Origin of the sequence: Parafrankia sp. EUN1f (genome assembly GCF_000177675.1) — a bacterium.
In the GTDB taxonomy this organism is placed as follows: Bacteria; Actinomycetota; Actinomycetes; order Frankiales; family Frankiaceae; genus Parafrankia.
This window is the reverse complement of the sequence record NZ_ADGX01000219.1, coordinates 1-11427: the sequence shown is the minus strand read 5'-3', so window position 1 is coordinate 11427 and position 11427 is coordinate 1. Positions and strand designations below refer to the sequence as shown.

Sequence of the window (11427 nt, the reverse complement as noted above, 5' to 3'; positions counted from 1 at the left end):
GGTTCGCCACGCTGGTCTGCAGCTCGCTGAACCGCACCCGGCCGCTGGCCGTCTCGATCTCCCGAGCGCGCTGGAGGTCGCCGGCCTTCGTGGCGGCGATCTCGGGCTCGGCGACCTCGCTGCGCCAGGCCTGGTAGGCCGACTCGACGGCGACGGTTCCCCCGATCAGGTCCGGAAAGTCCGCCAGCAGCAGTTGCAGGCGGTTCATCTGGCGGGGGATGGTGAGGTCGGCCCGGGTGTAACGCTCGAGCAGGGACTCCTGCCCGGTGATCACGTACCCGCGGACCGCGCTCTCCTGGGCGACGAAGTCAGCGAGCAGAAGAGCGGTGGTTGTCGCCGCGGGGTCGAGGCGCTCCCCGCGCTCGGCCGCGGCGTCGCTGGCCCGCAGCGCCGCGAAGACCGCGAGTGAGAGCATGACGACGACGGCGACCGTGGAAATCACGACGAGTACACGGATACCGCTCCGCAGACTCGCCGACCCAGCCACTCGTCTCCCTCCGGTCGCCCGCCCACGCCTCACGGCGTTCGGTGGACGACCCATCGCCCCACGAACGATGACCGTCACCCGGCAACCGCCGACAGACGATCACGTCGTATGCTCCTGGCAGGCACTGGGCGTCCAACGGACGCGTGGCCCTCCCTGGGCATTGTCGTCCAGGTGCGATGGCGCCCATTCAGGGGCTGGGTGCGCGGCCCTCAGTCCGGTGGCGAGGCGGAGGCGGCCGGCGACTGGGCGCGCGTGACCGATGGCTGCGTGGCGGTGACCGATGGCTGCGTGGCAGCGGCCGAAGGTCGGGTCGCCGCTACCGGTTGCCGGGCGAAAGTGGCCGACACCGGCTGTGGGACGGCGTCCCGGTGTTCTGACCACGGCCGTACCCGCGGAGGACGTGGACCGCTGCGGTAGGTGTGGAGCCGGAAACCCCATCCGATGAGGACGGCCAGCGCGGCACCGAGAACGGGCCCGCCAAGCTCCCGCCGGATCGGATGCGCGGTAAGCCCGCCGTCCCCCAGCAACGCCCGCCCCACCGCGGCCCCCACCAGCGCCCCGAGAATCCCGAGGACGGTCGCGGCCCGCAAAGTAAGCGGCCGGGAGCCCGGGAGAACCGCGCGAGCCGCGACGGAGACCGGTAGCCCCACCGCGATCGAGGTCAACACGAACCAGAGCATCGACCGCCCCCCACCGACAAGCGCTCCACTACGGAGCGTGACCCATAGCGGGCCGAGGTCGCGCTGAGATACCCGGCGACGCTGCGCGAAAACCAGCCGCCGCGCAGCCGTCCGATGATGCACAGCCGATCCGGCGGTGCCGTCACGCGCTGACACCATGCCTGGCCGCCGGCAAACAAAGCGCTGACGAAAAGTCACCGGAACCGAATCCGTCGAAACCGACCGCCAAACCTGTTTTCCCGGGGTTTGACCGCCCACTTCCCGGGGCTATGTCCGGGTTCGCACGGGAAATGACGTGACGCAGGTCAAGCCCGTCACACGCTCAACAGGACACCGCCTGGAACGTTCGGCTACCGTGCGTTCGTTCGACGATTCGAGAATGGAAAGCAGCGCCCCACGTATTCGGTGGAAGACGCCTTCGCGTTCCACCTTCCATCGGCCCGCAGTGCGGGCGCACAGCCACACCCCGCCCGGGCACCTCGCACATCGCGCGACGGCGTAACCCCCCGACGGCGGCGGCGCCATCCGACATCCACTTCCACCCACGCCAAGGAGGTCAGTCCGACGATGCCGACCACCTCACCCGCAACGCCATGACGCGAGACATGCCCGCGGAGCCGGTGTTGTACCGGCCCGTCACGCCTGGCCCGACGCCGGGCACGATCACTCCCGATGCGCCTGCCGCACCCGGGGCGTCCGCAGCACGGCGGGTGCCTGCCGCACCCGGCGCGCATGCCACACCGCGGATGCCTGCCGGGATGCCTGCCGCACCCGGCGTGCCTGCCGCGCCCGGGGTATCGGGCGTGTCCGACACGCGCGTCATGCCCGCCGACGCGGCGGTGTGGACCCGCGGCCTGACCAAGGAGTACGGGCCGCGGCGGGTCGTCGACCACCTCGACCTGTTCGTCCCGGCCGGCGCTCTGTCCGGTTTCGTCGGGCCGAACGGCGCCGGCAAGTCGACGACGCTGCGCATGCTGCTGGGGCTGGTCCGCCCGAGCGCGGGCGAGGCCTTCGTCCTCGGCGAGCCGGTGACCTCGCCCGAGGACTACCTCGACCGCACCGGCGCGATGATCGAGGGCCCGACGTTCCACCCGGGCCTGTCCGGCCGGCGCAACCTCGAGCAGCTGGCGCTGCTGCGCGGTGTCGGGCGCGGCAGCGGCCTCGGGCATCGGCGACGCGCCCGGCGGGAGCGGATCGACGAGGTGCTCGCACAGGTCGGGCTCGCCGGCCGGGCTGACGACCGCTTCGGCACCTACTCGCTGGGCATGAAGCAGCGGCTCGGTATCGCCGCGGCCCTTCTCCCCCGCCCGAAGCTGCTGATTCTGGACGAACCGACAAACGGGCTGGACCCCGCCGGAATCCGGGAGATCCGCACCCTGCTGCGGGATCTCGCCGGCACCGGAATGACCATCTTCGTCTCGAGCCACCTGCTTTCCGAGGTCGAGCAGATCTGCGACCACCTGGTGATGATCCGCAGTGGTCGCATGCTCTTCCAGGGGCATGTCGCCGATCTGCTGGCAGCCGAGGACCCGCGCATCCTGATGGTGCCCGAACGTGACGATGACGCCGAGCGCCTCGCCGCGGTCCTGGGATCCGCCGGTCTGCGCACCGAGATCGAGATGGCCGACGAGGCCCGCTCCCTGCCGACGCTGGTCGAACGGCATCCGGTGGTGGTGGCGCACGCGCCCGACGGCCTGGCCGCGGGCATCAACCGGCTGGCCATGCGCGCCGGGATCACGCTGCGCTCGATCCGGACGCATCGCCCGAACCTGGAGGAGACGTTCCTGCGGGCCACCGGCGACGTCGACGGAGATCTCACCATGCGAGGGGGCGCCACGTGATCAACTCTTTTCGATCGGAATGGGTACCGCTGCTGCGTCCGCGCTTCCTGTTCGGCACGGTGGCCGCGGTGGCCGCAGTCGCCGCGCTGGGTGCGATGCTGACGATCTTCTCCGCGGGCAGCACCGACTTCGACGGCGATCCGGTGACGGTCGCGATGCTGGCCGCGCCGTCGGGGATCAGTGAGGGCCTGGAGGCGGTGACGATCCTGCTGGGGGTCGTCGCACTGTCGGTGACGGCGGCGACGCTCGCCGGCGAGTACTCCCGCGGAACGCTGCGCAACCAGCTCGTCGCACAGCCCCACCGGCTGCGCCTGCTCGCCGGCAAGGTCCTGGCACTGGCGGTCTTCGTGGTGGGGGTGGTCCTCGCGGCGGCCGTCGTCGCGGTGGCGCTTTCGTTCGCGCTGGCGCCGGTGAAGGGCATCCCGACCGATCAGTGGGCGTCCCTGTCCGGTCTGGCCGCGCTGGGGAAGAGCCTGGTCAACGTGTCGCTCGGGTCGCTGGGGTATGCCGTCGTCGGTGCGCTGGCCGCGGTGGTGCTGCGCTCACCGGCCGCCGCGATCGCGGTCGGACTGGCCTACGCGCTGCCGGTGGAGATGCTGGTGTCGCGGATCTACAGCCCGGCCGCAGGCTGGCTCCCGATGCACCTGATGGAAGTCTTCTCCGTCGGCGGCACCGGCTACGCGACGCCCTACCAGCAGGCCGGCCTGCGGGTCGGCGTCTTCTGTGCGGTGGCCGCGCTGCTCACGGCCCTGATGTTCCGCCGCCGCGACGTCACCGCTTAGTCCCGTCGGAAGCCTGAGGGCCTGGCCTGGCGGCCGGGACCGGCCTGGCCTGGCGACCCGGCCTGGCCTGGCGACCGGACCGGCCTGGGGGCCTGACGGCGCGGCGTGCCCGCGGTTCAGCCTTCGAGCAGGAAGTCCAGGTTCAGGCCCAGCAGCCACTGGTCGAGCTTGAACGGCGGGTAGGGCCAGCGGATGCCGTCGAGAACCATCTGGTTCACCGGCAGCCACAGCGTCCGCCGCTGTGCGTCCACCGCGCCGCGCCGCAGCCCGACGTAGCGGGTCGACGGGCCACGCAGCCGGTCAAGCCCCACATCGACCGGGTCGAGCGTGCGGAACGTCATGCGGCTTCCGCTGCCGGCGGGACGTACCGCCGTCACTAAACCGTCCAGCCCACCCAGCAGGACGGCTCCGGTGACCGGATCGATCGTCAGGCTGCGCACCAGGCCGCCGCGGTCGGTGCCGGGAACGAGGAAGTCGGCCGGGTTGTCGCGGCCCCAGCTGTCCACCGGCCAGTTGCCGGTGGCCGGGGTCCGGCTGACCAGGCCGCGTTCCCGGCCGATCTTGGGGTAGACGGCGAGCTTGTCCGCGCGCAGCCCGTCGGCCTTCGTACGGGCCACGTAGAGGGTGCCGTCCGCGCCGAACGCGGCGGTCTCCATCCGGGATCCGTCCTGCACGGCCCGCACGGCCGTGCTGCGGGGCGTGATCCGTCCGGTGGAGGCCTGGTAGGAGAACTCCTGGATCGGGAAGGGCTGCGTGCGGTGGTTCGCGTCCCGCACATCGCAGATCAGGACGAACCGCTCGTCATCGGGCTCACTGGTCGGATCGGCGGCGACCTCACGGGGGTTGACCACCAGCTCCACCCCGAGCGGCCGGGTCTGCGGATACTGCCAGAACGCCCGGACCCTGCCGTCCAGGTCGAGCACCAGCAGCGCGCCGTTGTCGGTGCCGCCCTTCCCGGTGCCCAGGTACTGGGCGACCACCAGGTGGCCGCTACGAGGCAGCCGGGCGATGGATGTCATCCCGCGCGCCGAGCGCGGCTGCCCGTTCGGGCCGGCGGGGAACGCGGTGGCCGCGACCCAGGGCTCCGTGCTGCCCGCCAGCGCGTCGCCGGTGCGGGACAGGTCGGGCTCGTAGCCCCAGGCCCCGTCCGCGCCGCCGCGGCGCAGCTGCCCGAACGCGGGTAGCAGGCCGTAGGTGCGGACATCCCAGAAGTAGTAGGGCATCAGTGAGACGAAGACGGCGCGCTCGCCCTGCTCCCCCGCCGGGGCGGGCACGACGATGACGTCCGAGATGTCACCGCCGCCGATACCGGAGAACAGCGGGTCGGTGCGTGGCTGGGTCTGCCGCCCGGTGGACGACGGGACCACCATCCGGGTGAAGCGGCGCGTGCCCGGCTCGAACAGCCCCAGCTCCATGCCGGTGCCGGTGAGCGCCGACTGGTCGTCGGTGAACGGGGTGGTGCCGATGAGGACCGTTCCGTCGGCGGCCACCGCCGACATGAAGGCCGCCTGGCCCGGTCCGAACCCCCAGCCGGGAACCTCGACCACACCGATCGGGGACGAGGCGTCCAGCCCGCCGAAGCTGCCCGGCGCCCCGAAGATCGTCAGCATGCCCTGGGGGAGCTTCGACGCCGCGGTCGGCGCGGGCGTTGATCCGTCCGCGCGGACGGGCAGATCCGGGTTGCCCGGCCACCACTGCTGGCCGTCGGAACCGCCACCGGTGAGCCGCCACGCGGCCGCGCCGCCCGCGGCGAGCGCACCGAGCCCGGCCGCTCCGGTGATCAGACCGCGCCGGGTGAGGGGGCGACTGCCCGACCTGTCAGAACCGGCGGGCTCGCCCGGTACGGCCGGGCGACCTGAACTTCCAGGCCCACCACCCTCGCCTGAACTGTCAGGCGCGCCGGAACCGGCAGGTCCGCCGGCATGGCCACCCGGCCCTGGCCGGCGGCCGCCGGAGCCCGCCGGGCGGCCGGTCTGGTCCGGCGGCGGGCCACCCCAGGTCCGCGGCGGATGCTGGGACGTCGAACCGTGATGAGCCCACGGCCAGCCGGGCGGGTGGGACGGACCGCCCGGGCCCAGGATCTTCGTCGCGTCCGGGTCGATGTTCGCGGGGTCGGGCATCAGACCTGGTCGGTCCCGGGCGGCTGGGCGCGGTCGGGCCCAGGACTGGTCAACGCCACATGTACTCCGTTCGGACGGCCCTCCACGGCGACGCCGGGCCGCGTTCGGATCCGGCCGCGACCAGCAGGGAGGGTCGGTGCGAGGGTCGATCAGCTCTGACTCTGGTACCGCGATGCCCAGTTATGCCGCGGATACTAAAGAACAGCGGACAATTAAAGAACAGCGGTGGACGAAATCCACGCGGAAGTCACCAGGCACCGGCGGACCGCGCCTCTCCCGCCCCGGAAACGGGCGGAATCCGGCTCGAGCCCGGACCGAACGCACCCTCCGCCGCCGCGCCGGACGTCCAGGCCGACGGTGCCGGCGGCGGGGGCGGGGGCGGGGGCACCGCAGGGAAAACGGACGTCGGCGCAGCCGACGCCGGAACCACGGCGGCAGCCTCAGCCGCGGCCCGGGCGTCGGCGCGGTGCACGAGATGCACCAGCACGCCCGCCGCGAAGGCGGTGACAGTCTGGCAGCCGAGCATCGCCACCGCGGTGCGCATCGCGTCACCGTCCGCCGCCCCGATCGCGGCCGCGGTGACGGCGGCGCAGACCGCGAGGACCACGACCACCCGCCGCTGGGCGGACCCCAGCAGGTAGGTCGCGAACATCAGGGTCAGGGCGAGGAAGGTCATGCCGAGCGCGAGGATCGACAGCGAAGAGGCCGCACCGGTGAGCTCCGGGCCGAACACGAGCGACAGCAGGGGCTTCGCCGCGACCGCGCCGATGGCGGCGAGCGCGAGGCCTGGTGCCACGACGAGCCCGCACGCCACGGTGAGCGCGGCGGTCGCTCCCCGGCCCTCGGCCCGGCGCCGGGCCGCCTCGGGCAGCAGGAAGTTCGCCACCGCCAGGCCGATGAACACCGGCACCTTGCAGGCGGTGGCGATCGCCGCGTAGGCGCCGGCGCCGTCGTGGTCCATCCAGCCGACGATGACGACGTCCATGTTCTGCAGCAGGGCCAGCGGGACCAGCGCGCCGAGCGCCACCCAGGTGCTGGCGAGCAGCCCCGGCCGCCGGAGGATCTGCGCCTCCGGGATCGCGAGCGGGCCGGTGGCGGCGAGCGACGCCGACCGGGCGGCCCGCCGCGGGAGCCCCACCACGGCTCGGGGCACCTTCGCCAGGCCCTTGCGGGCGTGCTCGGTGGCCAGCGCGGTGCCCAGTACGAGCCCGAGCCCGGCACCGTTCACCCCGAGGCCGGCGACGACGAACACGATGATGAGGCTGACGCGGGTCGCCGCCTCGACGATGAAGTTGCCCGCGAGCCGGCGGTAGGCACCCCGCGCCTGGAGCACCCCGCGCTCGATGCACAGCAGCGTCCACACCGCCGCCCCGATGACCGCCTCGGCGACCGCGAACGGATGCGCGTAGGAGAGCACCGCCGCCATCGGCCGGCAGATCAGCAGTGCCACCACCGTGGCGACGAAGACGCCGAACAGACACTGGCGGCGCAGGTCACGGATCCAGCCCCACTGGTCGCGCCGGCTGTCACCGTCGGCGGACGTCTCCTTCTGCACGACCGCGATGAGCAGCGCGTTGCCGACCACCGAGAGCACCATGAAGATGCTCACCTGGACGACCACCGCCCCATAGGCGGCCGGGTCGAGAACCCGTGCCAGCACCAGGTTCATCAACAGGTTGATGCCGTTGGCGAACGCACCGGCGACCGCGAGGGCCGCGGGGCCGGCAATCAACCCGGCGATGGTCGCCCGAGCACGCGTCACCATGGGTCTCTCCCTGGTCCCGGTCGGCGTCGGCCGCCCGGCTCCCCTCCACCGGACGTGAGGCGGATCACTGGTCATGATGACAGGAAATGCCGCAATGGTACGGCCCTGACACCACCGGAGGTATAACGCGGCGCCTGGAAACGGTACCGGCAGCCGGCGGACGCCAACCGCCGCGACGTCGCCGACCCGGCCGGAAGGCCCGACCACCCGGTACCGCCGCCACCGATGCGGCGCGCTGTGAGTAACTTCTCGGCCGAGGACGCACCGGACACACCGGACGTCCGGAGCGTGCGGGCGCGCGGGCAGGGCGCGCCGGACAGGACGACGGGAGCGATCTGGTGACGACAGCTGCACCGCGGCCCACCCAGGCACTGGCAGGCCGGCACCTGGTCTTCCTCAACTGGCGGGACAGCGTGCACCCGCAGGCCGGCGGGGCCGAGCTGTTCTGCCACTCGATCGCCGAGCGGTTCGCCGCGGCCGGTGTCCGGGTCACCCTGCTCACGTCCCGCCCACCGGGTGCCGCGGCGCAGAGCACTGTCGACGGAGTCGCCGTGCGCCGAGGCGGTGGCACCTTCGGGGTGTACCCGTCGGTCCTGGCGCGGCTTGCGCGGATGGTCCGCTCCGCCGACGGCGTCGACGCGGTCGTCGACTGCCAGAACGGGATCCCCTTCTTCAGCCCATTGGTGCTCCCCGCCCGCATCCCGGTGGTGCAGGTCCTCCATCACGTCCACCAGAAGCAGTTCCCGCTGTACTTCCCGGGTCCGGTCGCCCGGGTCGGGCAGCTCCTGGAGGCTCCGGGTAGCCGGTGGGTCTACCGGCGCCGGCCGGTGGCCGTGGTCTCTCCGTCCACCCGGGACGAGGCCCGCGGTGTGCTGGCCCTGCCCGGCGCCCGGTTCCTCGTCCCCAACGGCGTCACCGTGCCCAGCGGCGTCACCGGCCCTGACGGCGTGACCAGCCCTGACGGCGTGACCAGCCCAGTCGGCGTGACCAGCCCAGTCGGCGTGACCAGCCCGGTCGGCGTGACCGGACCCGAGCACGCAGATGATCTCGCCGGGCGGGCGGCCGGGCCGACCATCGTGTGCGTCGGGCGGCTCGTCCCGCACAAGCGCCTGCACCTGCTGATCGAGGCCATCCCCGCGCTGCTACGCATACACCCGGACCTGTCCGTGCACATCGTCGGCGACGGGCCGGACCGCGCCCGCCTCGCCGACCTCGCGGCCCGACTGATGATCACGCAGGGCGACGGCGCCTCAGACGCGACCCTGCGCTGGCATGGATTCGCCCCCGCCGAGGTGCGCGACGCCGTGCTCGCCTCCGCGTGGCTGACGGTGAACCCGTCCCACGGCGAGGGCTGGGGCCTGTCGGTGCTGGAGGCGAACGGGCTGGGCGTGCCCGCCGTCGCGTTCCGGGTCCCGGGGCTGCGCGACTCCGTCCGCGACGGGGTCACCGGCTGGCTGGTGGACGACCCGGCGCAGCTCGGCGACACCATCTCGGCCGCGCTGACCCGCCTCGCCGACCCCGCGCAGGCGAGGACCGTGCGCGCGGCGGCCCGCACCTGGGCGGGCGGCTTCAGCTGGGACACCAGCGCCGACCTGCTGGCCGGGATCATCGCCTCCGAGCTCGACCGCCTCGGCAGCGCCCGGGCGGCGGGGCCCGCCGGGCCAGGTGAGCCACCCACCAGGTCCCGCGGCCGGCGGTTCACCGGCGCGCCGCGCCCAGCCCACCGCGCGCCGGGCATCGGGCACCGGCCGGCCCGCGACCGGCGGCGCCCCGACGACCAGCTGACCCTGGTCGAGTTCGACCTGGCAGCCAGCGCCGATCTGCCCGTGCTACGACGGACCGACCTGCTGTTCGAGCTGACCCCGCGGACCGAGCCCGGCAGCGACACGGCAACCGACACAGCGACCGAACCGGCAGCCGATGACGACGGGCGGACGCGACGTTTCGCCGCACTCTTCTACGGTGCCGACAACACCGGTGCCCGGACGGCGCTGGCCCGCCGGGGGCTGCGCCCGGCCAGCCGCCCGCGCCCGGCCACCGGCGAGGATCTCCTGGTCGCGGCCGCGCACCCCTACACGCGCGACTGACCGGGGACCTGGTCGAGGTGGGCGCGCCAGAGGTCAGAAGCACGCTGGAGCGCAAAGAGTGCGTGCGGCGCTACACCGCGTCCATGCCCAACGACGCGTTCGCCCGGCTGGTCGACAGGGTCGCCGGGAACGCCAGGTCAGGTGCCTCCTGGGCGGAGGGGCTGCTTTACCACTGGCTGGACGCAGAACGCTCCGACACCAAGCGGACCGTGCTGCTCCAGGAAAGGTCCGCAGCTCCTTCCTCGGCTGCCCGTTCGAATGCCTCACCCGGCTGGCCGCCGTCCGCGAGACCAATGTGAGCTCCCTCTCCGCCGAGTTGCTCGTCATGGCCGGCCCGGCCGGAGAACAGGCACTCATCCGCGCCCTTCCGAGGATTCGCGGTTACCAGCTCTCCTTCGCCATCGGCGCGCTCAGGGACGGTTCCGTGCCCCTCGACGCCGACCTGCTCATCGAATACATCCGTCACCCCAACCGGTTCGTCAGATACACGACGCTGGGCCTGCTGGGGTGGCGTGGCGACGCGACCTGCACCCCACATCTCCTCGAGGCGCTGGCACGACCGGACCGGTCCACCTGGGAGTCCGCTCTCCTGGCACTCGGGGTCGTCGGGGACGCCCGCGCGGTGGACGCCATCCTGGAGCAGCTGCGGACCCACGCGGCCCGGAAGTCCGGCCCCGAGACGCCCTTCGTCGAGCTCGAGCTGAACTTCCTCGGCCAGCATGCCCATGAACGCCCTGACGCCCTCGCGGCCGCACGTGAGCTCGTCGTGTCCACGTGGGCGAAACGCAACGAGGAGGAGACCGACTGGATCACACGCTTTCTCCCCCAGGTGGCACCGCACGTGCAGGTGCCGCTCCAGCTCCCGTCCACCGAGGCCGTCACGACGCTGAAAGCGCAGATGATCGAGCACCAGCGCCGCGGCGCACGCATCCTCGCCTGATCCGATACCGCTGAAACCCACCGTGTCGGTCTCGGATGAGACGCCTGTCGGCCGGGTGGAAAGCACCCGGCGGACGGCACTTCGTCCTACTCTTGGCCGGTGGACCTCTGGTCGGTTGACTCCACCGCCTCACCGGAAGATCTGAGGTGGCTGGCGGCCTGGCGACCGTCAACCTGGTCTTCGGGCTGGCCGTCGCCGGTCTCGTACCTCGCCGCTACGGCGACGCCGCCGCGGCGAGGTACGAGACCGTGGCCGCAGCACGAGCATTTCACCTCAAACGAGACAAAAGGGGCAGAGATTCACCTGGCGACCCGCAAGAAGTGAGGATTTGGCCGTTGGAACGACCAAAATCGTTCATTCTTGCGACTCGCCAAACCAGGCTACCGGGCCCCGTCCAGAAAGGCGCGGACGAGCGCCGCGGGCATCGGGTCGTCCAGGGGCAGGTGCCGGACCAGGAGCCGGAAGTAGAGCGGGCCGAACAGCTGGTCCAGGGCGACCTGGATGTCGACGTCGGGCCGTAGTTCGCCGCGGTCGATCGCGCCCTGGATCAGGATGGTGCCGGCGTCCCGGCGGGGCTGGATCCACAGCGCGCGCAGCTGGTCCGCGAGCGCCGCGTCGGTCTGGGCCGCCCCGATCAGCTCGGCCATGATCGCGCCGGCGCGGCCACGGAAGGCGTCCACCATCAGGGTGATCTGCGCTGTCAGGTCGCGGGCGAGGTCGCCGGA

The 11427-nt window shown here is 72.5% G+C and carries 10 protein-coding genes; 5 read left to right on the top strand and 5 right to left on the bottom strand.

Annotation, left to right across the window (positions count from 1 at the left end):
- On the bottom strand, positions 1-487 hold a 487-nt coding region (locus FREUN1FDRAFT_RS35460; protein WP_006545215.1), incomplete at its 3' end, for a CHASE3 domain-containing protein.
- A gap of 209 nt (positions 488-696) precedes the next feature.
- A complete protein-coding gene (locus FREUN1FDRAFT_RS45565; protein ID WP_006545214.1) occupies positions 697-1167 on the bottom strand; it encodes a GlsB/YeaQ/YmgE family stress response membrane protein in 471 nt (156 codons plus the stop codon).
- 758 nt (positions 1168-1925) lie between these two features.
- Here FREUN1FDRAFT_RS45565 and FREUN1FDRAFT_RS35450 point away from each other — a divergent pair.
- Both FREUN1FDRAFT_RS35450 and FREUN1FDRAFT_RS35445 read left to right on the top strand, forming a co-directional pair.
- Positions 1926-3008 carry an ATP-binding cassette domain-containing protein gene (locus tag FREUN1FDRAFT_RS35450; RefSeq protein ID WP_006545213.1) on the top strand — a complete coding sequence of 361 codons (1083 nt, stop codon included), beginning with the start codon at positions 1926-1928 and terminating at the stop codon, positions 3006-3008.
- Positions 3005-3790: an ABC transporter permease subunit gene (locus tag FREUN1FDRAFT_RS35445; protein ID WP_006545212.1), complete on the top strand. Its 786-nt coding sequence runs from the start codon at positions 3005-3007 to the stop codon at positions 3788-3790. The genes FREUN1FDRAFT_RS35450 and FREUN1FDRAFT_RS35445 overlap by 4 nt, the downstream gene beginning before the upstream one ends.
- A 116-nt stretch (positions 3791-3906) precedes the next feature.
- On the opposite strand, the gene FREUN1FDRAFT_RS35440 is transcribed toward FREUN1FDRAFT_RS35445, so the two are convergent.
- Together FREUN1FDRAFT_RS35440 and FREUN1FDRAFT_RS35435 are read right to left on the bottom strand one after the other, a co-directional pair.
- Entirely contained in the window at positions 3907-5910 is a 2004-nt protein-coding gene (locus FREUN1FDRAFT_RS35440; protein ID WP_006545211.1) for a hypothetical protein, read from the bottom strand.
- Positions 5911-6157: 247 nt separating this feature from the next.
- Positions 6158-7675 carry a hypothetical protein gene (locus FREUN1FDRAFT_RS35435; RefSeq protein ID WP_006545210.1) on the bottom strand — a complete coding sequence of 506 codons (1518 nt, stop codon included), beginning with the start codon at positions 7673-7675 and terminating at the stop codon, positions 6158-6160.
- Positions 7676-8013: 338 nt separating this feature from the next.
- Between FREUN1FDRAFT_RS35435 and FREUN1FDRAFT_RS35430 the strand changes: the two genes are divergently transcribed.
- From FREUN1FDRAFT_RS35430 to FREUN1FDRAFT_RS35425, 3 genes are all read left to right on the top strand, one after another.
- Entirely contained in the window at positions 8014-9762 is a 1749-nt protein-coding gene (locus FREUN1FDRAFT_RS35430; protein ID WP_006545209.1) for a glycosyltransferase family 4 protein, read from the top strand.
- A 62-nt stretch (positions 9763-9824) separates the two neighbouring features.
- A complete protein-coding gene (locus tag FREUN1FDRAFT_RS44605) occupies positions 9825-10061 on the top strand; it encodes a hypothetical protein (protein ID WP_157475759.1) in 237 nt (78 codons plus the stop codon).
- Complete coding sequence (locus FREUN1FDRAFT_RS35425; protein ID WP_006545207.1) at positions 10058-10702, top strand: HEAT repeat domain-containing protein; 645 nt, start codon at positions 10058-10060, stop codon at positions 10700-10702. Before FREUN1FDRAFT_RS44605 ends, FREUN1FDRAFT_RS35425 begins: the two co-directional genes overlap by 4 nt.
- 380 nt (positions 10703-11082) lie before the next feature.
- Here the strand turns inward: FREUN1FDRAFT_RS35425 and FREUN1FDRAFT_RS35420 are convergent.
- The coding region (locus FREUN1FDRAFT_RS35420) for a TetR-like C-terminal domain-containing protein (RefSeq protein ID WP_006545205.1) at positions 11083-11427 on the bottom strand (345 nt) is incomplete at its 5' end.

Excerpts from the sequence above, each read along its gene's own strand:
- FREUN1FDRAFT_RS45565 (WP_006545214.1), bottom strand. The coding sequence starts at position 1,167 with ATGCTCTGGTTCGTGTTGACCTCGATCGCGGTGGGGCTACCGGTCTCC.
- FREUN1FDRAFT_RS35435 (WP_006545210.1), bottom strand. The coding sequence starts at position 7,675 with ATGGTGACGCGTGCTCGGGCGACCATCGCCGGGTTGATTGCCGGCCCC.
- FREUN1FDRAFT_RS35450 (WP_006545213.1), top strand. The coding sequence starts at position 1,926 with ATGCCTGCCGCACCCGGCGTGCCTGCCGCGCCCGGGGTATCGGGCGTG.
- FREUN1FDRAFT_RS35440 (WP_006545211.1), bottom strand. The coding sequence starts at position 5,910 with ATGCCCGACCCCGCGAACATCGACCCGGACGCGACGAAGATCCTGGGC.